General features: G+C 63.7%; 27 protein-coding genes. 6 read left to right on the plus strand and 21 right to left on the minus strand.

Annotated elements, in window-relative coordinates; genetic code table 11:
- Positions 1-16: 16 nt before the first annotated feature.
- Complete coding sequence (locus NKH03_RS00980) at positions 17-925, plus strand: LysR family transcriptional regulator (RefSeq protein WP_352966751.1); 909 nt, start codon at positions 17-19, stop codon at positions 923-925.
- On the opposite strand, the gene NKH03_RS00985 is transcribed toward NKH03_RS00980, so the two are convergent.
- The 3 genes from NKH03_RS00985 to NKH03_RS00995 form a co-directional block, all read right to left on the minus strand.
- Positions 889-2,064, minus strand: a complete 1,176-nt coding sequence (locus NKH03_RS00985) for an MFS transporter (protein ID WP_352966752.1) — start codon at positions 2,062-2,064, stop codon at positions 889-891. The two genes, NKH03_RS00980 and NKH03_RS00985, sit on opposite strands and share 37 nt — an antisense overlap.
- Before the next feature lie 99 nt (positions 2,065-2,163).
- A complete protein-coding gene (locus NKH03_RS00990) occupies positions 2,164-2,472 on the minus strand; it encodes a DUF1244 domain-containing protein (RefSeq protein ID WP_352966753.1) in 309 nt (102 codons plus the stop codon).
- 10 nt (positions 2,473-2,482) lie between these two features.
- A complete protein-coding gene (locus NKH03_RS00995) occupies positions 2,483-3,280 on the minus strand; it encodes an N-formylglutamate amidohydrolase (protein ID WP_352864765.1) in 798 nt (265 codons plus the stop codon).
- Between the two features lie 286 nt (positions 3,281-3,566).
- Here NKH03_RS00995 and NKH03_RS01000 point away from each other — a divergent pair, with 286 nt between their 5' ends.
- Positions 3,567-4,013: a DUF1036 domain-containing protein gene (locus NKH03_RS01000; protein ID WP_352966972.1), complete on the plus strand. Its 447-nt coding sequence runs from the start codon at positions 3,567-3,569 to the stop codon at positions 4,011-4,013.
- Positions 4,010-5,446 (plus strand): pyruvate kinase, encoded by a 1,437-nt coding sequence (gene pyk / locus NKH03_RS01005; RefSeq protein ID WP_352864763.1) that lies wholly within the window; start codon positions 4,010-4,012, stop codon positions 5,444-5,446. Before NKH03_RS01000 ends, pyk begins: the two co-directional genes overlap by 4 nt.
- Before the next feature lie 27 nt (positions 5,447-5,473).
- On the opposite strand, the gene NKH03_RS01010 is transcribed toward pyk, so the two are convergent.
- The 3 genes from NKH03_RS01010 to ykgO form a co-directional block, all read right to left on the minus strand.
- The gene (locus tag NKH03_RS01010; protein ID WP_352966754.1) at positions 5,474-6,541 is read right to left on the minus strand and encodes an alpha/beta fold hydrolase; all 1,068 of its coding nucleotides are present in this window, start codon (positions 6,539-6,541) and stop codon (positions 5,474-5,476) included.
- Between the two features lie 155 nt (positions 6,542-6,696).
- On the minus strand, positions 6,697-7,302 hold the full coding sequence (locus tag NKH03_RS01015; RefSeq protein WP_352966755.1) for a tetratricopeptide repeat protein: 606 nt from the start codon (positions 7,300-7,302) through the stop codon (positions 6,697-6,699).
- Between the two features lie 111 nt (positions 7,303-7,413).
- Complete coding sequence (ykgO, locus tag NKH03_RS01020; RefSeq protein WP_006327841.1) at positions 7,414-7,539, minus strand: type B 50S ribosomal protein L36; 126 nt, start codon at positions 7,537-7,539, stop codon at positions 7,414-7,416.
- A 229-nt stretch (positions 7,540-7,768) separates the two neighbouring features.
- On the opposite strand from ykgO, the gene NKH03_RS01025 reads away from it, so the two are divergent.
- Positions 7,769-8,191, plus strand: coding sequence for a lysozyme inhibitor LprI family protein (locus tag NKH03_RS01025; RefSeq protein WP_352966756.1), 423 nt, complete (start codon positions 7,769-7,771; stop codon positions 8,189-8,191).
- Between the two features lie 14 nt (positions 8,192-8,205).
- Here the strand turns inward: NKH03_RS01025 and NKH03_RS01030 are convergent, their stop codons facing one another.
- The 14 genes from NKH03_RS01030 to NKH03_RS01095 all read right to left on the minus strand — a co-directional run bounded on the left by NKH03_RS01030 (position 8,206) and on the right by NKH03_RS01095 (position 21,414).
- Positions 8,206-9,282, minus strand: a complete 1,077-nt coding sequence (locus NKH03_RS01030) for a 5-(carboxyamino)imidazole ribonucleotide synthase (RefSeq protein ID WP_352966757.1) — start codon at positions 9,280-9,282, stop codon at positions 8,206-8,208.
- Complete coding sequence (gene purE, locus NKH03_RS01035; protein WP_352966758.1) at positions 9,279-9,776, minus strand: 5-(carboxyamino)imidazole ribonucleotide mutase; 498 nt, start codon at positions 9,774-9,776, stop codon at positions 9,279-9,281. Before purE ends, NKH03_RS01030 begins: the two co-directional genes overlap by 4 nt.
- A 102-nt stretch (positions 9,777-9,878) precedes the next feature.
- A complete protein-coding gene (locus NKH03_RS01040) occupies positions 9,879-10,772 on the minus strand; it encodes a ribokinase (RefSeq protein ID WP_352864748.1) in 894 nt (297 codons plus the stop codon).
- A complete protein-coding gene (locus tag NKH03_RS01045; RefSeq protein ID WP_352864744.1) occupies positions 10,769-11,644 on the minus strand; it encodes a MurR/RpiR family transcriptional regulator in 876 nt (291 codons plus the stop codon). Before NKH03_RS01045 ends, NKH03_RS01040 begins: the two co-directional genes overlap by 4 nt.
- Positions 11,641-12,609, minus strand: a complete 969-nt coding sequence (locus NKH03_RS01050) for an ABC transporter permease (RefSeq protein ID WP_352864741.1) — start codon at positions 12,607-12,609, stop codon at positions 11,641-11,643. The genes NKH03_RS01045 and NKH03_RS01050 overlap by 4 nt, the downstream gene beginning before the upstream one ends.
- Before the next feature lie 9 nt (positions 12,610-12,618).
- Entirely contained in the window at positions 12,619-14,133 is a 1,515-nt protein-coding gene (locus NKH03_RS01055) for a sugar ABC transporter ATP-binding protein (protein ID WP_352966760.1), read from the minus strand.
- Between the two features lie 69 nt (positions 14,134-14,202).
- A complete protein-coding gene (locus NKH03_RS01060; RefSeq protein ID WP_352864736.1) occupies positions 14,203-15,255 on the minus strand; it encodes a sugar ABC transporter substrate-binding protein in 1,053 nt (350 codons plus the stop codon).
- A gap of 44 nt (positions 15,256-15,299) precedes the next feature.
- Positions 15,300-16,289, minus strand: a complete 990-nt coding sequence (locus NKH03_RS01065) for a sugar phosphate isomerase/epimerase family protein (protein ID WP_352966761.1) — start codon at positions 16,287-16,289, stop codon at positions 15,300-15,302.
- 235 nt (positions 16,290-16,524) lie between these two features.
- Positions 16,525-17,730: an aminotransferase class V-fold PLP-dependent enzyme gene (locus tag NKH03_RS01070; RefSeq protein ID WP_352966762.1), complete on the minus strand. Its 1,206-nt coding sequence runs from the start codon at positions 17,728-17,730 to the stop codon at positions 16,525-16,527.
- A gap of 23 nt (positions 17,731-17,753) precedes the next feature.
- Complete coding sequence (locus NKH03_RS01075) at positions 17,754-18,215, minus strand: RidA family protein (RefSeq protein WP_352966763.1); 462 nt, start codon at positions 18,213-18,215, stop codon at positions 17,754-17,756.
- 37 nt (positions 18,216-18,252) lie between these two features.
- Complete coding sequence (locus NKH03_RS01080) at positions 18,253-19,047, minus strand: amino acid ABC transporter ATP-binding protein (protein WP_352864728.1); 795 nt, start codon at positions 19,045-19,047, stop codon at positions 18,253-18,255.
- A gap of 2 nt (positions 19,048-19,049) precedes the next feature.
- On the minus strand, positions 19,050-19,700 hold the full coding sequence (locus NKH03_RS01085) for an amino acid ABC transporter permease (RefSeq protein ID WP_352966764.1): 651 nt from the start codon (positions 19,698-19,700) through the stop codon (positions 19,050-19,052).
- Between the two features lies 1 nt (position 19,701).
- On the minus strand, positions 19,702-20,367 hold the full coding sequence (locus tag NKH03_RS01090; RefSeq protein ID WP_352966765.1) for an amino acid ABC transporter permease: 666 nt from the start codon (positions 20,365-20,367) through the stop codon (positions 19,702-19,704).
- 174 nt (positions 20,368-20,541) lie between these two features.
- Positions 20,542-21,414 (minus strand): transporter substrate-binding protein, encoded by an 873-nt coding sequence (locus NKH03_RS01095; protein WP_292643047.1) that lies wholly within the window; start codon positions 21,412-21,414, stop codon positions 20,542-20,544.
- 121 nt (positions 21,415-21,535) lie between these two features.
- On the opposite strand from NKH03_RS01095, the gene NKH03_RS01100 reads away from it, so the two are divergent.
- Positions 21,536-22,324 (plus strand): IclR family transcriptional regulator, encoded by a 789-nt coding sequence (locus NKH03_RS01100; protein WP_352966766.1) that lies wholly within the window; start codon positions 21,536-21,538, stop codon positions 22,322-22,324.
- Between the two features lie 23 nt (positions 22,325-22,347).
- Here the strand turns inward: NKH03_RS01100 and NKH03_RS01105 are convergent, their stop codons facing one another.
- Positions 22,348-22,551: a YdcH family protein gene (locus NKH03_RS01105; protein ID WP_023757446.1), complete on the minus strand. Its 204-nt coding sequence runs from the start codon at positions 22,549-22,551 to the stop codon at positions 22,348-22,350.
- 240 nt (positions 22,552-22,791) lie between these two features.
- On the opposite strand from NKH03_RS01105, the gene NKH03_RS01110 reads away from it, so the two are divergent.
- A complete protein-coding gene (locus tag NKH03_RS01110; protein ID WP_013529217.1) occupies positions 22,792-22,971 on the plus strand; it encodes a YdcH family protein in 180 nt (59 codons plus the stop codon).
- The last annotated feature ends 287 nt before the right edge of the window (positions 22,972-23,258 follow it).

Genomic DNA, 23,258 nt, shown 5'->3' on the forward strand with positions numbered 1-23,258 from the left:
TGTTATTCATAAATGAATGACTGAAATCGACTGGAACCTGATCAAGAGCTTCGTCACCGTTGCGGAAACCGGCAGCTTGTCGGCCGCGGCGCGAAAACTCTCGGCAAGTCAGCCGACGCTCGGTCGTCACATCGGCGAGCTCGAACAGGCGCTGGGTGTCACGCTGTTCCGGCGCGGGCGGCGCGGCTATGAACTGACGGAAGCCGGCAGCACGTTGTTCGAACGCGGCAAGGCGGTCAGCGAGCAGGCAAGCGCCTTCTCACTGCTGGCGCTGGGATCGGTCGAGGCAATCGAAGGCACGGTGCGCATCGCCGCCAGCGAAGTGGTGGCTGCCTATGTGCTGCCGGCCATGATGGCGCGGCTTGGGCTCGAGGAGCCGGGTATCGAGGTCGAGATCGTTGCCTCGAATCAAGTCGAAAACCTGTTGCGCCGCGATGCCGATATCGCCATCCGTATGGTCAAGCCGGCGCAGAACGAGCTGACGGCGCGCAAGGTCTGCGATATTCCGCTTTGCGCCTGCGCGGCCAAATCCTATCTCGACCGGCGCGGCCGGCCGCTGGAGCCTGCCGACCTTGTCGACCACGATTTGGTCGGCTTCGACCGCAGCGACGACATCATTAGAGGCTTTACCCAGTATGGCATCCCTGTCACCCGGAGCAGTTTCCGCTTCAGGGCCGACAACCAGATCGTTTTGTGGGAGGCGGTGCGGGCGGGAAACGGCGTCGGTCTCGGCCAGGAGCCGGTGGTCGACCGTGATCCATCGGTAGAGAAGCTGCTGCCGGGCCTGCCACTGCCGGTTCTGCCGGTATGGCTGGCGATGCATCGCGACGTGCGCACCAGCGTGCGCATCCGCCGCGTCGCGGATTTCCTCTACGAGGAACTGAAGCGCTATTCGGCCGGCGCGGCGGCGAACTCCGCGCGGTGAGCAAGGCCGGCCATCAGCAGAACGACGATCAGCAACCCCGACATGGCGACGAAGATCGGGCCGAAGCTGGAATGCTCGGCAACGAAGCCGATCGCCGAGGGCGCCACCAATATGCCGGAATAGCCCATCGTGGTGACGACGCTCATTCCGATGCCCGACGACATGCCTTCCTGGTTGCCGCCGGCCGAGAAGATGATCGGCACCATGTTGGCGATGCCGAAGCCGCACAGGGCAAAGGCGGCGATTGCGAGCCAGGGCGAGGGCGACAGCCCGGCGATCAGCATGCCGGCGGCCGCGACAACCGCCGAGCCGCGTAGGGTCGCGACCGCGCCGAAGCGATTGCGGACGCCGTCGCCGAAGAAGCGCATGATCGCCATGACACCGGAAAAGGCAGCGTAAGCGAGGCCGGCGATGGCAAGGTCGGCGCCGAGTTCCTGCCTGAGATACAGCGCCGCCCAGTCGAGCACCGCGCCTTCGGAGATCATCGTCAGCAGCGCCATCAGGCCGACCAGATAAACCAGCGGGTTTGCCGGCAGCGTGAATTTGTGATGCTCGGCCGCCCGCGGCCTATCCTCGCCGACCAGATGGCGAACCGCCACCGCGATCACCGCGAGGGCGAGAGCGGTGACCACCGCCGCGTGGGCGAGATGGCCGTAGGTCTGAATGGCAAAGCCGCCGAGGCCGCCGCCGGCGAAACCGCCGAGGCTCCAGAAGCCATGCGAGGACGACATGATGGCGCGGGAGAGCCGCCGTTCGACCACCACCGCATTGGCGTTCATGGCGACATCCATGCCGCCGATCGAGCCGCCGAAGATGAACATGGCGATGGCCGCCAGCGGCACATTAGGCGCCAGCGCCACGACCAGCAGGCCGAGGCTGCCGCAAAGGCCGAACCAGCGCAGCACGGTGCGCGAACCATGTCTGGAGATCAAATGGCCGCACCAGGTCATGGCGGCGACGGCGCCGGCGCCAAACAGCAGGATCAGCAGGCCGAGCGTGAACTTCGAGATGTCGAGCCGGGTCAGGAACACCGGGATCTGCGGCGCCCAGCTGCCGGTCAGAAAGCCGTTGGCGAGGAAAATGGCCGCGACGGCCCATCGTCCGCGAATGGCAGTCTGCATGGCGTTTGACGCGTTCATAAGGCGAATCCGGTCAGAAAATGGCTTCGCGCGGCAAATTAGATCGATTCAATTTTCAGTCAAGCGCTCTATTTCGAAAGCGCTTGGGCCAAAGCGGGCTTAGTGGTCCTTGGGACGCCTTGCCTCGAATTCGGCCTTCTTGGCGTCGGAGGCCTCGGTCTGGTTGAGTGCCTGCCATTGCGCGTAAGGCATGCCGTAGACGATCTCGCGCGACTGGTCCTTGCTCAGGTCGACGCCCTCCGCATTGGCCGCCTCGCGGTACCAGTTCGACAGGCAGTTGCGGCAGAAGCCGGCGAGGTTCATCAGGTCGATATTCTGCACGTCGTTGCGCTCGCGCAGATGCTCGACGAGCCGGCGAAAGGCGGCGGCCTCGAAAGCGCGTTGCTGCTCGTCGCTGAGTCCGGTCATCGAAACCTCCTTACAGCGGCCCGGTGCGGGAGCCGAATTGCTTGACGACATGTATATCGGGACGACGGTTGATCGCGTCAACGATCGGCGCCAACCGTTCGGCCCATGCCAGAGCGCCCTTCTGGTCTGCTATCAAATCCTGGCGGATCTCGATCAGCGCATGAGCAAAACCGTTGACGATGGCGTGCTTGTACATGGTGTCGCCGCGCAGCGCGCCGTCGTAAGGTTCGTTGTCGCCGACGGCCAGGCTCTTGTCCTCGGCCAGCATGTCGATCAGCGGCCGTGCCACCCGGTCGTCCCGGTCCCACAGGATACCAACATGCCAGGGACGCTGTATGCCTTGCATGACAGGCGTGAAGGAATGCACGGAGAAGATGAAGGGCGTCCACGCGGAAGCCCGTGCGACCGAGGCTATCATGGCGCCGACAGCGTCGTGATAGGGCCGGTAGAAGCCATCGAGCCGCCTTTCACGCTCCTCGGGAGCGATGGGGTAATTCCCGGGCACGACGGTGCCGTCATAAAGCTGGCGAATGAGCGTCGGATCGTCCTCGCCGCGATTGGGATCGATCAGCAGCCGCGAAAAATTGGCGAGCACCGCCGGCACGCCGAGCAAGGCGGCCAGTTCGCGCGTTACCGTTTCGACCCCGATGTCGTAGGCGATGTGGCGGTCGAACTCCGCCGCCGGCAGGCCGAGCCTGCCATAATCGTCGGGTAGGTCGCGGCGGGCATGGTCGCACAAGAGCACGATGCCTCGCTTGCGGTCGCCTTCGACAACGTCGAAAGGCGCGAAAACTGTGGATCGGGTCATTGGCGGGAAATGGTCTGTTCGCTGGCTTCCGGGGAGGGTGCTATCGTCATTCCACGAAGACGACGCTTGCGCAATGCCGTTGTTTGGCCAAGGTTTCCCGGGAAATCTGGCGGAGCTCGGTGAATCGTGCGCCGGAGCCTTCTAAATCGATTGGAATTGAACAAAACGGTGCGTTGACATGCGCCCGGACATTTCCGAAAAGGGGCGCAGAGAGATGCTGATGTGGTTCTTGAGGGGTTTTCGGATGAGTTCCGCTGGCAGGCAGCGCATGCGCTCTGCCTTTGCCATGCCGCTCCTGATCCTTGCCGTCGGCCTGTCGACGATGGTCATGGCCTCGCCGGCGCGTGCCGATTTCCGCGTCTGCAACGCCACGCAGAACCTGGTCGGTGTCGGTATCGGCTATCGCGCCAAGGCCGGCTGGATCACCGAGGGCTGGTGGCACATCGAGGGATCGAGCTGCAAGACGCTGATCGAAGGGCCGCTGTCATCAAGGTTTTACTATCTTTATGCAGAAGACGCCGAGCGCGGCGGACGCTGGGACGGCCCGATCAACATGTGCGTGGCTGAAAAAGAGTTCAAGATCGCCGGCGTAACCGATTGCGTCGCCCGGGGCTTCCAGCGCGCCGGATTCCAGGAATATGACACGGGCGAACAGGCAAGCTGGATGGTCCAGCTGACCGATGAGTCCACAACGGGAGGCGCTCCAGCCGCCCCGGGAACAAACAGTCAATGAGACGTAGCCGCAAGGTCAAGATCCTAGCCACCATCGGTCCGGCCTCCTCGTCGGAGGAGATGCTGAAGAAACTGTTCGAAGCTGGCGCCGATGTGTTCCGCATCAATATGAGCCACACCGATCACGAGCTGATGCGCACGCTGGTCGGACGCATCCGCACTGTCGAGGAAGCGGTCGGCCGGCCGATCGGCATCCTGGCCGATCTGCAAGGACCAAAACTGCGCGTCGGCAAGTTCGCCAATGGCAAGGAAGTGCTGACTGTCGGTCAGACCTTCACGCTCGACGACAATCCCGAGCCCGGCACCTCGACCAGGGTCTATCTGCCGCATCCCGAAATCCTGACCTCGGTCGAGGCCGGACATCGCCTGCTGATCGACGACGGCAAGCTCGAGCTGAAAGCGGTGAGAAGCGACGGCAAGTCGATCGTCTGCACCGTGGTCGCCGGCACCACGATCTCCGACAAGAAGGGCGTCAGCCTGCCCGACACCGACCTGCCGGTCGGCGCGCTGACCGAGAAGGACCGCAAGGATCTCGATGCCGTGCTGGCCACAGGCGTAGACTGGGTCGCGCTGTCCTTCGTGCAGCGGCCGGAGGATCTTGCCGAGGCGCGCAAGATCGCGCGCGGCCGGGCGCTGATCATGGCCAAGATCGAAAAGCCGCAAGCCGTCGCCCGGCTGGCCGAAATCATCGAGCTGTCCGACGCGCTGATGGTCGCCCGCGGTGATCTCGGCGTCGAGATGCCGCTCGAGGCGGTGCCCGGCATCCAGAAGCAGATCACGCGCGCGGCTCGCCGCGCCGGCAAGCCGGTGGTGGTAGCCACGCAGATGCTGGAATCTATGATCACAGCACCGGTGCCGACCCGTGCCGAGGTGTCGGATGTTTCGATCGCCGTCTTCGAAGGCGCCGATGCCATCATGCTGTCGGCGGAATCGGCGGCGGGCGCCTATCCCGTCGAAGCCGTGGCGATGATGAACCGTATCGCCACCAAGGTTGAAACCGATCCGACCTATGCCGGCATCATCAACGCCCAGCGTTCCGAGCCGGAAGCGACCGGCGCCGACGCCATTTCGCTGGCCGCCCGCGAGATCGCCGAGACGCTGAAACTGTCGGCGATCATCACCTACACGGCGTCCGGCACCACGGGCCTGCGCGCCGCCCGCGAACGTCCGCAAGTGCCGATCATCGCGCTGTCGCCGATCGTCAACACGGCGCGGCGGCTGTCGCTGCTATGGGGCACGCATTGCGTCGTCTCACCCGACGCAATCGATCTTGACGACATGGTCGACCGCGCCTGTCGCATCGCCTTCGAGGAAGGCTTCGGCAAGCCCGGCGACCGCGTCATCATCACCGCCGGCGTGCCGCTGAGGACGCCGGGCTCGACCAATATGCTGCGCATCGCCTATGTCGGATCGGACGTGCAGACGAGCCGTTAGATCGACCGTCCGAACCGTTAGGCGTGATCAGGTCGGCGCGAGTTCGGCCTGCGGCGCCTTGATATCAGCACATCCGCCGGCGCCGTAAGCGTCGCCGGCGACGCGCGCTTCCACAGCCTTCGCAATCGCCTGCAGGTCGATGTTCTTGCCGGCGACCTTCTCGATGGCGCCGACGGCCAGGTCGGGCGCGATCCAGTCCGGCTTGTGGCCGAGATTGTGCACCCAGATGAGTTCGGCGCCGGCAATGTCGCGGGCGAGGCCGATCGAGTGAATCTCCGCATAGACGACTTTGTCGCGATCGCCCGAAATGACCACGGTTGGCGCCTTGATCTGGTTGTAGTGCGGTGCGGCGCCAAGGGCGTAGCGATAGAGCCCGGCGACATCGGCGGCGTTGGCACGAAAGGCCGATGGTCGCAGTACCAACGGGATAGAGGCCGCGGCGAGATAGTTGTCCGGCACCTTGTTGGGCGAGAAGACGCAGGTCGTGGCGTCTTCCATCCGCAGCCTTCCCGTCGGATAGGTCAGCGTCTCGGAAAACAGCCAGCCGATCACCGGAATGGTCGTCAGATGGTAGTACCAGGAGGTTGCGCCGCCCGGCCACGGATGAGTTGCCGGCGCGAGAAAGACCAGGCCAAGCGTCCTGTCGGAATGCTCGCGGCCGAAAGTCGATGTCACCACACCACCGAAGGAATGACCGACGATAACAGCCTTCCTGATGCCCAGACGGTCCATCAACGCGGCGATGGTGTTGGCCTGAGCCGACGGGTCCTCGTTGTTGCCGGGACCACGACCCGACCAGCCGTGGCCTGGTCGGTCGAAGAACAGCATTTCGGCGCGACCTTTGAGCAATGGCCGCAGCGGCAGCATCTGATCCCTGAGATTGGCGCTAGCGCCGTGGATGAAGACGATCGGTGGCAACTCGGCGTTCACGGACCCTGGAATATGGACATAGTGGATGCGGGCGCCATCGATGTCGGCGAATTCACCAATCGACGGATTGCCGCGTTCGATCAGCCATGAACCGGCGCGGGTGACGCCGACAAAGCCGAAGGCAAGCGTCATCAGGAAGGCAAGAGCGGCGTAGATCAGGTTCATGGGGGAGATACGGGGTGGAGGGGGATAAGTTGTGGAGTAGCAAATAGGGAATAGGGAATAGGCAGTAGGGAATAGGCAGTAGGCAGTAGGGAATAGGCAGTAGGAATGTACGCAACGCGATCTCACCTACTGCCTAATCCCTACTGCCTACTCCCTTAAATGCCTTCTCCGGCAAGCTCTTCCGAAAGCGTGCCGACCTGGTCCTGGGCGCTGCGCATCATCGGATAGATGGCCAGCACTTTCTGCCAGGCCTCGAGTGCCGATTGCTTGTGGCCGGTCAGCGCCATGATCTGCGCCAAGCCCGACAGCGCGCCGAAATGGCGCGGCTCGAGCTGCAGCGTATGGTCGATGTCGGACATCGACTTGCCGTAGTTTTTCATCATGAAATGCACGGTGGCGCGCCGGTTCCAGCCTTCGGCATAGGTCGGCTGCAAGGTCACCACCTGGTCGAGGAAATCGAGCGCGACGTCGAACTTCTGGCCTTCGACAGCCTTCTGCGACCACTGCATCATCAGATCGATCGAGGCGCTGCCGGATTGCGACCACTCATTCCAGATTTCGCCGGCAATGCGCTCGGCCACCTTTTCGTTGCGCTCGCGCTTCAGGTCGTTGAACAGCCGGTCGAGACGGGCCTGCTTCGTCGTTGCGACCGGCGGCGCGTCCTGGGTGGCTGGCGGCGCGACAGCATCATCCGCCCGTGCCGGGCCATAAATGGCGCCGGAAACAAGCAGAGACGTCAAAAATGCAAAAAGAATCCGCATCGCGGGACTCTAGCCCCGGGTGGCGGAACGTCAAAGTGATTTTAGCGTGAGAAGGCCGGCAGGCCGGCGACAAGCATCAACTGGCGGAGGCGATGCCTCCAGCCCGAAAACTCAGCCCTGGCGTGCCTTGTAGCGCGGGGCGGTCTTGTTGATGATGTAGACGCGGCCCTTGCGGCGAACCAGCTGGTTGTCGCGGTGACGCGCCTTCAGCGCCTTGAGCGAATTCTTGATCTTCATGGTCTTGCCTGTCGGTGTGGACCCGGTCTGGGTCGAAATTTTAAGGCGCGCCAGAAGACGCGCCTTTGAACTGTGGGTGGCTCATAAACGAGGAGCCTTGTCCGTGTCAACCGCAAGCGTGCTCCGTCTCTCCATATCATCAAATATCCGCCATGTCGGCCTTGCGGCATTGCGCGGGCTCCAGCCGGCTGGGATGATGCGGCCATCATGAAGTGATTTGGGGATGGATATGCGCCGAATTTTCCTGTCTGCCTGCATTCTCGTGCTGGCGGGAGCTTCGGTTGCCCGCGCGCAGGAATGCGATCGCGGCGACGACAGCCAGCAGATGATGAACATCTGCGCCGGGGAGGATTACCAGGAAGCCGACTCCAGGCTCAACAAGGCCTACCAAGACCTCATCAGCGCGGATGACGCCGACGACAAGAGACTGCTGCAGGTGGCGCAACGCGCCTGGATCGCTTTTCGCGATGCAGAGTGCGCGCATTCCACCGCGGCCAGCGCGGGCGGTTCGATCCATCCGATGGAAGTTTCGCAATGCCTGGCCAGGCTGACCAATGATCGCATCGAGCAGCTCGCTGCCGCCGCCAATTGCGAGGAAGGCGATGCCAGTTGCGCCAGCCCCGACGAAGACGTGAGCGACGACGTGCAGTAAGCCTGTTTCGGGAGTTAGGCGCGACGGCTGATCCGGGTGAAATGGCCCATCTTGCGGCCGGGGCGTGCCTCGGCCTTGCCATAGAGGTGCAGCATCAGGTCCGGCTCGGCGAGCAGGGCCGGAACACGCAGCACATCGTCGCCGATCAGGTTCTCCATCACGCAATCGGAATGCCGCTGGGGATTCCCCAGCGGCAGACCGGCAACGGCGCGGATGTGCTGTTCGAACTGCGAAACGATGCAGGCTGCTTCCGTCCAATGGCCGGAATTGTGAACACGCGGCGCGATTTCGTTGGCCAGCAGCGAGCCGTCGGCGAGCACGAAGAACTCGACGCCGATGACGCCGACATAGTTCAGCGCCGACAGGATATTCGATGCCGCCATTCGTGCCGCTTCCGCGGTTCCGGGCATAATGGCGGCCGGCAAGGTCGATGTGTGGAGAATGCCGTTGCGGTGGATATTCTCGGCCGGATCGTAGGCGACGACCTCGCCGTCCAGCCCACGCGCCGCGATCACCGAAATCTCGCGCTCGAACGGCACGAAGGACTCCAGGATTAGCGGCACATTGCCCATTGCCTCGCAGGTGCCGGCGAAGCCACCCGTTTCCATGTTGCGGAAGACGCGCTGGCCCTTGCCGTCATAGCCCATGCGGCGGGTCTTCAGGATGCCGCTGCCGTCGAACGCTTTCAGCGCTGCCGTCAGTTCGTCATCATTGTCGACGGCGTGAAAATCCGCAGTGGCAATGCCGATGCCGTTGAGGAATGTTTTTTCGCCCACCCGGTCCTGCGCTACTTCCAGCGCGCGCGCCGGCGGATGGACCGGAACCTTGGCGGCCAGAGCGCTGGCGGCTGCGACCGGCACGTTCTCGAACTCGTAGGTGACGACGGAACTCGACGCGGCCAGTTCCGCAAGGGCTGCCGGGTCGTCATAGCGGGCTGCTATCTGCCGGTTGGCGACCTGCGCCGCCGGGCAATCCGCTTGCGGCTCCAGCACCACCGTGCGGTAGCCGAGGCGGGAGGCGGCAACAGCCAGCATGCGGCCGAGCTGGCCGCCGCCAATGATGCCGATGGTGGATCCGGCGGGCAGGCTCACGGCGTGTCCGTCGGTTCGGTCGCGACCTTGGCGGTCTGTGCGGCGCGCCAGGCATCCAGACGGACGGCGAGCTTGCCATCATTCAGCGCCAGCACGGCAGCGGCCAGAAGGGCTGCGTTGGTGGCACCGGCCTTGCCTATGGCCAGCGTCCCCACCGGAATGCCGGCGGGCATCTGGACGATGGAGAGCAGCGAATCCTGCCCGGAAAGCGCCTTCGATTCCACCGGTACGCCGAACACCGGCAGCGGCGTCATCGCCGCCGTCATGCCGGGCAGGTGCGCGGCACCGCCGGCGCCGGCGATGATCACCTTGTAGCCGGCCGCCTTGGCGCCCTTGGCGAAATCATAGAGCCGGTCGGGTGTGCGATGCGCGGAGACGATCAGCCGCTTGTGCGAAATGCCCAGGGCTTCCAGCGTTTCGGCCGCAAGGCGCATCGTCGCCCAGTCGGACTGGCTGCCCATGATGATGGCGACATCGGCGCGTTGATCGTCCAAGTCCGTGTTCCCCGGCGACAAAGGCGCGCCTTAGCGGAATTCGCGCCAAGCCGCAAGGATAGGCGGCCGCCGCGGCGGTTCGGCAAGGTGGAAACCAGCCAGTCAGATGCCGTCGCGCTCGGCCTCGGGTGTCGAGACCAGCAAGGCCGAAGCCGCGTTGGCGGCGGTGACGGCCGCTCGCGGGGTCCGTCCACGGGCAAGCCCCGCAGCCAGCGCACCGACGAATTCGTCGCCGGCGCCATGCGTGCTGACGACCTTGACCGGGATGGCAGGCAGCGCGAAGGCCTCGCCGGCCCGATCGCAACAGGCGACGCCTTCGCCGCCCGCCGTCACGATCGCGACTGAGCAAAGATCGGCCAGCAGCCGTGCGGCTTGCGAGGCCCCGTCAAGCGTCTCGACCACCGCCGTACTGGCCAGGAACTCCGCCTCGATGGCGTTGACCACCAATATGTCGACCATCGCGATCAAATCGCCGGAGAGTTTGCGCGCCGGAGCCGCGTTGAGCACGACGCGGCCGCCCTGCGCCTTCACCACGCGCGCGGCGGCGATGTTGGCCGCTTCCGGCACTTCGTTCTGCAGCAGGAGCACCGCCGTTTGGGACATCATTTCAGAAGCGGCGGCAATGTCGGCATCGCCCAGAGTGAGATTGCTGCCCGAGACGATCACCGCGCCATAGTCGCCGCCCTGGTCGAAGATCGCCACGCTCATTCCGGAGCCGGCGCCAGCGGCCACCCGCACGAAGCGGCGATCGACGCTGGCGCGATCGAGATTGGCCAGCAACGCCCGCCCGAAATCATCGTCACCGACCGCGCCGATCATCGCCGCGCGCACACCGGCCCTTGCCGCAGAGACGGCCTGGTTGCCGCCCTTGCCGCCGCATTTCGGGTGCCAGGCATGGCCGGTCACCGTCTCGCCCTTGCGCGGGCGGTCGGGCGCGTCGACCATGATGTCGTAGTGCAGGCTGCCGAACACGGTGACCAGCGGCGGTGTCGTCATGAGCCCCGGTCTTTTCGCTTCGATGCCACCGCCGACATGGTGCGGCCGAGGTTGCGCTCCGCCGCCTGGTAGTCGCGCTGCGCCACGGCGACGAACAGCGCGTCGAGGATGTTGAGCTGGGCAATGCGCGCCGCCGCGTTCTCGCCCATCAGCGGCGAGCCCTGCGCGGTCGAGCACAGCACGATGTCGGCAACGGCGGCCAGCGGCGAGTTGTCGTAATTGGTGATGGCCAGCGTGCGCGCACCGTTCTTGCGGGCCAGCTGAATGGCGTCGATGACGGCAGAGGTGTTGCCCGAATGTGAGAAGCCGACGGCGATATCATCGCCGCCGAGCAGCGAGGCCGACATCAGCATCATATGCGAATCGTCGTAGACGGATGCGCGGATGCCGATGCGCAGGAATTTGTGGGAGACGTCGCGCGCGATCTGCGCCGAGCCGCCGACGCCATAGAAATCCCGGTTCTTCGCACGGTAGAGAAGATCGGCGGCGCGGTCGAAATCCTCGATGTCGAGGATCGCCAGTGTCTCCTCCAGTGCCTGGATGGAAGTGCGGAACACTTTTTGCACGATCTCGGCCGAACTGTCGTCGGATGATAGTTCCTGATGCATCTCGGCGGTCGGCAGGCGGCTGTATTCATAGACGGCGGTGCGGAAATCGCGATAGCCGGAAAAGCCTAGCTTCTTGGCGATCTTGACCACCATCGCCTCGGATACGCCGGCCTCCTCGGCAATCTGCTTCAGCGGGATGCTCTCGTCAAAACCGCGCCGGCCAAAGACGGTTTCCACCACCTTCGCCTCCAGCGGGGTGAGATGCGGCATCATCATGCGGATGCGCGGTCCTACCGCCTTCAGGTCCAGCCCGCTCAAGGTCATCCACGCCCCCTCGTCACGCGATCGATAAGCATCGCGGCGAGGATTATAAGACCAGTTGCCAGAAGCTGATAGAAGGACTGCACGTTCATCAGCGTCAAACCGTTGCGCATGGCGCCGAGGATGACGGCGCCCAGTATGGTGCCGACGACACTGCCCTTGCCGCCCATCAGCGAGGCGCCGCCGATGGCGGCAGCTGCGATAGCGTCGAGTTCCCAGAGATTGCCGAGGATGGGCTCGGCGGCACCGAGCCGGCCGATCAGGATCTGCGCGGCAAGGGCTGCCAGCAGGCCGGAGATCATGTAGGCGGCGATCTTTGTGCGGGCGATCGGCACGCCGGCAATGTAGGCAGCCTCCTCATTGCCGCCGACGGCGAGCAGATATTCGCCGAACGGCGTCTTCTTCAAGACGACCCAGGCGACGACAGCCACGAAGGCCACGATGATAACCGCCAGCGGCAGCCCGAACAGCGAGCCGTTGAAGACGGCGCGAAAGCTTGCCGGCAGGCCGAGCACCGGATTGCCGCCGGTGTAGATCAGCGCCAGCGCCCGGTAGGTGCTGAGCGTTCCCAATGTGACGATAAAGGGCTGCAGCCCGACATAGGCGACGAGGATGCCGTTGACGAGGCCGCAGGCGAGACCAATGGCGAAGCCGGCGGCGATGGCGAGCGGAAACGGCACGCCGGCGACCATCATCGAGGCCGAGATGACGGCCGAGAGTGCCGCCGTCGGTCCGACAGACAGGTCGATGCCGCCGGAGATGATGACCAGCGTCATGCCCAGCGCCAGGCAGGCATTGATGCTCGACTGCTGCAGGATGTTGATCAGGTTGCGCTCGGCAAAGAAGCCCGGCACCAGCGCGCCGAAGACAGCGAGAATCACGACAAGGCCGATCAGCGTGCCGGCATCGCGCATGGAAACACCGCGCAGGAATTCGGCCCGTGGCCGCACCAGAATGGTATCCGACATATCCGTCACCTACTGTCTTGCCTGCTGTGCGGCCGGCGTTTGCGTCTGGGGGATGGCGTGTGCCGCGATCGCCTGTTCGCTGATATCGTCCCTGTGGAGTTCGGCCGCGATGGTGCCGTCGCGCATCACCAGCACGCGGTCGGCGAGCCGGATCACCTCGGGCAGCTCGGAGGAGACGACGATCACCGCATGGCCTTCGGCGGCGAGCTCCTCAATCAGATGATAGATCTCCGCCTTGGCGCCGACATCGATGCCGCGCGTCGGCTCGTCGAACAAAAGGATGCGCGTTCCCGCTGCCAGCCAGCGGCCGATGATCGCCTTCTGCTGGTTGCCGCCGCTGAACAGGCGGATCGGCCGGTCGAGCAGGAATGGGCGCAGGTTGACGCGGCCCATCTTGTCGGCCGCCACCTGTTTCAACCTGGCGTGATCGATGACGCCGCGCGGCGCGAATACGCCCATCGAGGCCAGCGCCATGTTGCTGGTGATCGAGCGCAGCGGCACGATGCCCTCACGCTTGCGCTCTTCCGGCACCAGGCCGATGCCGGCGGCAATCGCATCGCGCGGGCTTGAAAATCGGGTCGCCTTGCCATCGATTGCGATCGTACCTGCGATGGCTCGATCCGCCCCTGCCAGAAGGCGCAGCAATTCAGTGCGGCCGGAACCGACGAGGCCGGCGATGCCCAGCACTTCGCCGCGATGCAGATCGAACGACACGTTGCGCACCTTCGTTGCCGAGGAGAGGCCACGCGCGCTCAGCATGACCTCGTCGGAGGCATGGGAGTTATGCTGTTCCTGCGCCAGTTCGCGGCCGACCATCATCGCCACGACCGCCTTTTCCGACAGGCCTTTCAGGTCGACGGTATCGATGACCACGCCGTCGCGCATGATGGTGGCGCGCCGGCAGATGCCGAACACCTCGTCCAGCTTGTGCGAGACGTAGACGATGGCGACGCCGTCTCGAGCGAGGCCGGTGATGACTTGCGCCAGCCGTTCGAATTCGCTCGGCGTCAGGCTCGATGTCGGCTCGTCCATGGCGACGATGCGGGCGCGATCGAGCAGCGCGCGGGCGATCTCGACGATCTGGCGCTGCGCCACCTTCAGGGTTCCGAGAGGAGCGGCTGGGTCGATGGACGGATCAAGGGCTGCAAGAGCCTCGGCAGCGCGGCGTTCCTGCTTTCCCCGGGCGACGAAGATACCGCCGCGCGTCAGCGGATGGCCGAGAAACATGTTCTGCGCGACGCTGAGCCGCGGCACCTGCTGCAATTCCTGATGGATCATGGCGATGCCCGCGGCGCGCGCCGCGACCGGATTGGCAAGCGTCACCGGCTTGCCGTCGATAAGGACGCTTCCCGCCGTCGGTCTGTAGACGCCCGACAGGATGCGCAGCAGCGTCGACTTGCCGGCGCCGTTCTCGCCGAGCAGACCGTGGATTTCACCGGCGCTGATCGAGAACGACACGTCGTTGAGCGCCCGCACCGCCGGAAACAGCTTGGAAATTCCCTGGAATTGCAGCCGGGGTGACATTGGGTTCTCTTTCCGGGCAATGGTGCCGGCCGGGAGCGAATTGCCCTGGCCGGCACTCGTCGATTGGCCTTACTGGCCCGCGGCGGCATCCTCGAGCAGCGCCTTGCGCGCGCCGGTGCCGGAATAGCGGTCGGCATTGTCCTTGGTGATCAGTGCCTGCGGCGTGGCGACGACGCGCGGCAGCTTTTGTCCGGCCACCAGTCGCAGCGCCGTTTCCAGGGCCACTTCGCCGGTCAGCACTGGGAAGCTATCGACCGTGCCGGTCAATTCGCCGGCGCGGATCGAGGCATAGGCGTCGGAAATGCCGTCAGTGCCGAACACGGCAACCTTGTCCTGCAGGCCGGCAGCCTTGACCGCCTCGACAATGCCCAGCGCCATGCCGTCATTGTTGGCATAGAAGCCGATCAGGTCGGGGTGCTGCTGCAGGATGTTGGTGGCCGCGTCATAGGAGGTCTGGCGGTCCCAGTTGCCGGGAACACTGGCGACGACCTCGAACTTGCCCCCTTCTGAGATGGTGGACTTGAAGCCGTCGGTGCGCTGCACGGCGGCATAGACGCCGGCCTGGCCTTCGACGATGGCGACCTTGCCGCCATCCGGACGGTTCTTGATGAACCATTTGGCGACGCGCACGCCATTGTCGCGCTGGACATTGCCGACATAGTGCTCGGACTGCGGGATGACCGCATCGTTGACGTTGACCACCGGCACATTGGCGGCCTTGGCCTGCTCCATGATCGGCTGCAGATTGGCGTCGGTCTGCGGCGAGACGAGCAGCACGTTGTAGCCCTGCGTCACAAGGCCTTCGGCGATGGTCAGCTGGCCGAGCTGGTCGCCCTCGCTCTGCGCCGCCTGGTAGACGACGGGAACGCCGACTTTGTCGCCGAACGCTTTGTAACCCTCGCCCAGCGAGCGCCAGTATTCGTTGGTTAGCGTCTTGGAGACGGCACCCGCCTTGGTGCCTTCGGGCAGTTTGGGGAAAGCGCCGAACTTGGCCTCGACCTGCGACCAATCGATGCGGTCCTTTTCCGTATCGGAATTCAGCGGCGCGAGATCTGTTGAAAAGGCCGAGCCGATGGACAGCGCCATCAGTGCGGCGGTAGCGGTGGCAAGCAGAAGTTTCATTGTATTCCTCCCTTGTTGAAAACGGTGATGGCCCGGCCGAGGCTTCAGCTATCCGGCCCGAGCATGATTTCCTGGATGATGGCCTGCGATGTCACCGCGTCCTGGCTGTCCATGGCGGCGGACAGGCGATTGTCCTGCTCCAGCCGGTCAACGACGCGCAGCATGCGCTTGACGGTGGCGATGTTGACTTCGCACTCGCGAACCGGATCGAGCCCGGTCATGTCGGGGAACGTGTCGAAATAGATGGCCCCGGCGTAACCGTCGCGGCGGATCTGCCTGAGCAGCTCGATGGTCTGCAGCGTGTGCACCGCGCCGACCATCAGGCCATCATCGCGCTTGGCGTAGCCGTCGTTGAGATGCACGCCGAGCAGCTTGCTGTGGCGCGCCACCAGGGCCGCGGCGAAGGCCGGCTGTTCGTCGGCATAGAGCACATGGGCGAAATCAAGCGTGACGCCGAGATTGGGCAGGCCGACATCGCGGATCGCCAGCAAGGTCGTCGCCGCGTCCGGCATCAGGCTGTAGGAGCGCGGCTCGTTGGGCTTGTATTCCAAGCTGATCTGGCAGTCGGGATCATGCGCGGCAACTTCACGAATCCCATCGATTTCGTGTTGCCAGAGCGTCGAATAGTCGGCCTGGAAGACGTAGTCGAAGCCATCCTGGCCGAGCCAAAGCGTCATCAGGCTGGCGCCGGCTTCACGCACGGCGTCGATGCCGGATTTGGTCAGGTCGATTGCTTCACGGCGCACCGCCGGGTCCGGATTGGTGAAGGCGCCGAGCTTGAAGGCCGGGTTGGAGTAGTAACGCATGGCAAAGCCATTGATGGAAAGGCCGAGGTCGCCGAGTTTGCGGGCGATTTCAGCAGGCTTTTCGCCGACATGGTCGGGGTAATTCAGATCGAGGTCGGTCAATCCAGCTACCTTGGCAGCGCGCGCCGCCATCTGCAGCAGCGACGGCTTGCCGGTAAGGTCCGGCCATTCGGCCAGCGGCCGCGAGGCAAAGGAATTCAGGCGCGTGGCGAAGCGATTGGCTATCATGATCGACCCTTCAATAGTCATAACTTCACATAAACACGAATATTTGTAAAGTTATTGTTTTGCGGGACGGTGAACAGCCGCAAGGCCGCCGTTGCGGCTGGGCTAAGTCGCGTAGAGGCGCGCCGGCAGTTTCCTAGCCGACGCCGTAGGTTGGGAATCCGTCAGGGCGATGGTCGCGTGATAGCGTGCACTAATCGCGACCGGCACATTTTCAAGCAGCGGTCCGTCTCGCGTTTCAATCCGGCCAGCGCAAGACACCGGACGAATCCTTGCGGGCAGGCTTCATGGCATTGGCGGGCCGGTCGGCCGCGGTCAGTATGGCGCGCAGCCGTTCGGCGACGATCTCGGCCTCACCGGGATGAAGATTGCAGGGGTCGAGGAAGAAATGGCCGCGCTCCACTTCATGGTTGCGCACGATGATCGGCGGCGAACCTGTCGCCAATGCCGAGGCGAGACCGGCCGCCGTGAACCGGCTTTCAGGCAACACAAAGATCTGCAACCGATCCAGAGGGTTGGCGGTGGGGTCGGGGATGATCTGCGCGACGATGCCCGGCAGCCCCTGCAACGTGTCCTTCCACAGGTTCAGTGCCGCTTCTTCGCGCCGGCGGATGCCGGCATGGTCGCGCTTTTCCCAGGCTTCCAGTGCGGCCATGGTGCCGGCGATGCTTTCCTTGCCGACCTTCATGGCGCGCGCGACGCCGCGGTTCTGCAGATAGGCGGTTCGAACCAGATCCTTGCGCCCGGTGACGATGCCGCTGGTCGGTCCGCTCAGGAATTTATGTCCGCTGTAGATGACGATGTCGGCGCCGCGCGAAAGGAAGCCGCGCAGATCGTATTCGGAGGCCGCGTCGACGATCACCGGGACGCCCCTGGCGTGGCAGATCTCGCAGAATTCCTCCAATGAGAGCATGCCGTACTGCACGGTATGATGGGCGACGACATAGAGACCTGCCGCCGTGCGATCGTTGATCGCCTCACGCACATGGTAGTCCTGCGTAACGCTGACGGTGCCAGCGGGCACGACCTTTGCGCCGGCCAGCCGGACCGACTGGTCGATTGGCGCGCCGTAGTTGACGATGTGGCCGAGCTGGACGATGACCTCCGACTTCAGCCCTTCGGTGTCGTCCGGCAGCCGCTCGATGGCGAGCAGGTTGGTTCCCGTCATCGCGCCGGCGATCGCCATGGTGATGCCGCTGGCGCAGCAGGCGGTGATGAAACCGGCCTCGCCGCCGGTGAGACGCGCCACGATCGTGCTTGCGGCACGCTGCAGATCATCCATCTCCACCCATTGCGAGGCCATTTCCGCCATGGCGCTGACCGCTTCAGGCACGATGATCGATGCGCCGAGCGCCGTCATCGTGCCGGAGACGTTGATGATCGGGCGAAGGCCGAGCCGCTCGCGGATCGTGGTGTTGGAGCCGTCGGTGGAAGTGGTTCTCATCTCTCGGATTCCATTTCTACGGGTCAGGCGGCGATCTCGACGACCGCCTCGATTTCGACGGTGATGTTTCCAGGCAAGGAGCCGACGCCGATCGCCGAGCGGGCATGGCCGCCGATGGTGTCGAACACGTCGGCGAACAGATCGGAACAGCCATTGACCACTTTCGGGTGGTCGCTGAAGGTTGGTATCGCGTTGACGAAGCCGAGCAGCTTGACGATGCGCACGATCCGGCCAAGATCGCCAGTGGCCGCGTGCATCACGGCGAGCAGGTTGAGGCCGGTGAGGCGGGCGTGGCCATAAGCCTCTTCGACGGTGACATCATCTCCCACCTTGCCGGTGCACAGCGTGCCGTCGGTCCGCAGCGGCCCCTGGCCGGACAGGAAGATCAGCCGGCCGCTTTCGGCATGGGTGACGAAATTGGCGATCGGGGTCGGCGGCTCGGGCAGCGTCAGGCCCAACGCGGCGAGCCGGATATAAGGCGTCATGAAAGAAGGCTCCTTGCGACAGCGCTCGCTGTCCCGTTTAGAAATGCGATGCGCGGAAACGTGCCAGGAAGGTGCGCAGGCGCTCATTGTCGGTGTCCGCCGCCAGGATTTCGGCGGGTGGACCCGCCGCGCTGACGCCGCCATCGGCCATGAAGATGATGCGGCTCGAGGCATCGCGTGCAAAGGCCATTTCGTGCGTGACCATCACCATCGTCATGCCGTCCTCGGCCAGGCTTCGCACGACCTCGAGCACCTCGCCGACCAGCTCCGGGTCGAGCGCGGAGGTTATCTCGTCGAGAAGCAGGATCTTCGGCCCCATGGCCACGGCGCGGGCAATGCCGACACGCTGCTGCTGGCCGCCGGACAGTTCGGCGGGCAGACTGTCGGCCTTGTGGGCAAGGCCGACCCGGCCGAGCCAGTGTTCGGCGATGGTGCGGGCCTCCGCACTGCTCTTGCCGCGCACCTTGGTGAGGCCAAGCATGATGTTGCCCGCCGCCGTTAGGTGCGGAAAGAGGTTGAAGCTCTGGAACACCATGCCGGTCTCGGCCCGCATCGCGGCGAGATCGCGTTCGCTGCGGCGCTGGCGGGCTCCGGCTTCGCGAAAGCCGACCTCCTTGCCGTCGATGCGGATCGAGCCGCTGTCGTAGCTTTCGAGGAAGTTGACGCAGCGCAGCAGCGTGGTCTTGCCGCTGCCGGAGGGGCCGATGACCGTCACCACCTCGCCGCGCGCCACCCGCAGGCTGACCGAACGCAGAACCTGGACGGTTCCAAAGGCTTTGGAGACGTCGCGGATGTCGAGAAGCGCCGGGGTGTCGTTCGAACCTGTGGACATTGCTAATCCCGAATGAAGGAGAAACGCCGCTCGAGCCGCCGGCTGGCCAGCGAGAGGGCATAGTTGACCGCGAAGTAGATGAGCGCGCCGAGGAGGTAGAGCGGCATCGCCTCATAGGTGCGGCCGATGACCTGGTTGATGGCCTGCATCAGATCGGTGATGCCGAGCAGCGACACCAGCGCGCTGCCCTTGACCGCGTCGGTGACGCCATTGATCCAGGGCGGCAGGAAGCGCCTGAACGCCTGCGGGAAGATGACGTAGGCCAGGCGCTGGCGAAAGGTCAGTCCGATCGCCATTGCCGCTTCGGACTGCCCCTTCGGAATGGATCCGACCGCACCCCTGAGATATTCGACGACCTGCGCGGTCTTGAACAAGGTCAGCGCCAGCACGGCGGCCCAGAAGGACGGCAGATGAAGCCCGACGGCCGGCAGGCCGTAATAGACAAAGAAGATGAGCACCAGGATCGGTATGCCGCGAATGGTATCGCTGAAGATGCGCACGGCCCATCGCAACGGTACCGGGCCATAGACGAGGCCGACGCCCATGATCACGCCCGCGATCAGGGAGAACACCACGACCAGCAGGGATACCCACAATGTCAGGGCAAAGCCCTGGGCGAGGAAAGGCAAGGCATAGGCGATCTGGGTGAGCATGTCAGCGCGCCGCCCTGAACCGGCGTTCGACAAGCCGAAGCGCGAAAAGCAGCATGTAGCCGGTAAGCAGGTACATCGCCGTCACCACGAGATAGACCTCGACGATCCGGAACGTGTTGAAGTTGATCCACTGGGCGCCGTAGGTCAGTTCCGGCACCGAGATGACCGAGGCGACGGACGTGTCCTTGAACAGCGATATGAAGGTGTTGGACAATGCCGGCAGCGTGATGCGCAGCATCGTCGGCAGGCGCACGTTGAGCAGCCTTTGCCAGGGCGTCAGGCCGATCGCCTTGCCGGCGTCCAGCTGTCCGCGCGGAACCGCCTCGAGCCCGGAGCGGAACACCTCGACCAGATAGGCGCCGCTGTAGAGCGAGAGCGTGACGACAAACGAGGTCGGCGCGCTGTAGGCGATATCGACCACCGTCGGCAGGCCGTAGAAGACGAGATAGACGAGCAGGATCAGCGGCACGTTGCGGATGAATTCGACATAGGCGGCGATGATGGTACGCACCACACGCCCGGCAGACACGTACCAGACCGCCAGGACAAGGCCGATGACGATGCCGATGGCGATCGAGATGACGGCGAGTTCGAGACTGAGCAGCAGGCCGCCCCACAGCTTGTCGAAATGCCGCCAGATCAGATTGAAATTGAGGGCATAGCCCATGCGTCCGCCTCGGTTGCCGCAGGCCTTAGAGCAGTTCACCGTTTCACGGAAACGGCAAACCGCTCTAACTCTTTGTTTTGACGCAATTCCGGACGGAAAACCGTTTCACACTTTTCCTGGAATTGCTCTAGGGAGGCGGAAGGGCGCTGGATACACCCTCCCGCCCGATGCAGGTCAAATGGCCGGGAAGCCCGGATGGCGCGCCGGCGGCTCCTGTCCGAAATAGTCCTTGAACGCGGCATCGTAGAGGGCGTTCTCGTGGCCGAACATGGCGATGGTGAAGGTTGAGTTGACAAAGGTCAGCCAGTCAAGGTCGCCTTGCCGCAGAGCCGCGCCATAAAGCATGCTCAGCCAGCTCTTGCCCGCATCGAAGTATTTGTCCGGATTGCGCGAGGCGAGCCAGCGCACCGTGGACAGATCGACGGCGGCGGCGTCGACGCGTTTCGATTCCAGCGCTTGCAGCACGTTGGCCTGGGTATCGATCTGCATGACCTGACACTCGGGCAGCACCGAATGCACCTGCGCCTCGGCATCGACATTCTGCAGGATGGAGATGCGCGTTGCAGCGCCGCCGGCAAGCAGCTTGTCGAAAGTCTTGTTCTCGGCGGTCGGCAGGCTCAGCAGGGCAACGCCCTCGACATAATAGGGCCGGGAAAAGTTGACCAGCTGCGAGCGTTGGGCGCTCATGGTCATGAACTGGATGGTGATGTCGACCTTATTGGTGGTCACGTTCGGAATGCGCTGAGCCGGATCCTGCATGACGAATTCGACCTTGGTCGGATCGTCGAAAAGGCCCTTGGCGAGAATACGCCCCATGGTGATGTCCATGCCGACCAATTCGCCGGCATCGTTTTCGAAGTGCCAGGGTGCATTGGTGCTGCCGGTGCCGACGATCAGCTTGCCGCGATCGAGCACGGTGCGCAGCAGGCTGTCGGATGCTGCCTGGGCAGCGGCTTTCTGGGCATCGACGGTTGCCAGCACGCCGGCCGTGGCCAGCCCTGCCATTCCCAATTTCAGAAAATCACGTCTTCCGGATGTGTCGTTCACGGCGACCTCCTTTCGTGTTGTGTTCCCCTTGTGCACAGGCAAGACACGCGTCCGTGATTTTGTCTCTTACAAGGGACGAGTGTATCCTGTACAAGACAGATATTAACACCGGGAATCGACAATGCAAGATGGCAATGTTTCCGCGATTTCAGCCGGCGAGAAAATTTCGAGCTCCCGTGAAAAGGGCCTCAACCGAGTGCTCGAAATTCTGGAGTTTCTTCACACGACCCAGCGGGCGATCGGCATTGGCGACCTTGCCAAAGGGGTGAACGCACCCCGTTCGACGACCTACACGCTGGTGCGGTCGCTGGTCGACGCAGGCCTGCTGGAAATGGAAGGCGACGGCAATCGCGTCTATTTCGGCAAGAAGCTCTATCTCTATGGAATGGACTATGTGCGGGGCAACGACCTCCTCAGACGAGGGCGTCAGGAGGTCGACAATCTGTCGCGCGAGACCGGGGAGACCTCCGAACTGTGCATGCTGCAGAGCGGTCGCTACACGATCGTCCACGCGAGCCCGGGCACAAGGCCTTTCCGCATCAGCTCCGCCACCGGCTTGCAGATACCGCTGCCCTGGACGGCCTCGGGACGGCTGCTTCTGGCGGGGCTGGAGCGGGCTGAAATCGAAGCCATGGTGCCGGACGACGATCTCGTGCTGCCCGATGGTCGCAAACTGCGGCTTGACGATTTTGTCACCGATATCGCAAAGGCGCGAGTTGCCGGCTATTGCGTCACCTCGGGCTTGGTCGATGCCTATACGAAATGCCTAGCCGCGCCGGTCTTTTCGGCGCCGGGCAAGGTCGAGGCTACGATGTGCCTGGTGGTCCCCATCGATACGTCCGAGGAGCGGACCGGCGAGCTCATCGGCCTGCTGCGTGATCGTGCCGCGAGACTTTCGACCGCGGCCTAGGACGCGAACGAGCGGATGCTCTCTCAGGCAATGATGTCGGGAATGATCTTGTCTTCCAGCGCCATCAGTCGGTCCTTGAGGAACAGTTTTTTCTTCTTCATGCGCTGGATCTGCAGCGGATCGCAGGCCATGGCGATCATCGCGTTGATGGCCGCATCGAAATCGGCGTGCTCCTGCTTCAGCCGGGAATATTCGAGCCGGATATCAGCCTGTTCCTGATCGGACATTATCTACCGTCTGCACGTCTGCGGCGCCCAAAAATGGGCCTGATTGGGCGGGGCCGGTGGGATTTTGCAACCGGCGCGCAGCCCATATCACATTTCACATTGTCGTGGAATGCTACCACGGATCATTCGACATCGCTGCCGGAAGGTGACACACTGTCATTATGCCGTCACAGAAGCGAACCTGCGGTGGACGCGCCATGACGGCTGCAATCGAGGAAACCATGAAAGGGAGAACCAATCATGTCTCTTGCATCCCATCTTGATGAGTTGCAGCGGAAACACGGTGACATCGAACGTGAAATCGATGACGCGATGAACCATCCATCGGTCGACGACCTCGAAATCGTGAATCTCAAGCGACGCAAGCTGGCACTCAAGGACGAGATTGAAAAACTGAGAGGGAAACCGACCACGCATTGATGCCCTCCTGACATCGCCGCTCACTATCCGCGGCCTCTTTTCCCGGCGGCACCTGCCGCCGGCCTGGGGGTTTTCGATTTCCAGAGCTGGGCCATCGGCCTGAGCTGGACTTCCACCCGCTTAATTTCCGCTTCGGCCGTCGCCAGATTTCGCCAGATCATCGATCGTTTCTGGTCCTTGGCGGCGGGCCGATTCCGGCCAGTGGCGACCTGTCGCCATTGACAAGCCATCTTTGCTCATCCACCTCATGCCCGGACTTTAGCGCATCGGCCCGGGGCGCGCTCTGT

Source organism: Mesorhizobium sp. M1406 (genome assembly GCF_040317555.1).
In the GTDB taxonomy this organism is placed as follows: Bacteria; Pseudomonadota; Alphaproteobacteria; order Rhizobiales; family Rhizobiaceae; genus Mesorhizobium.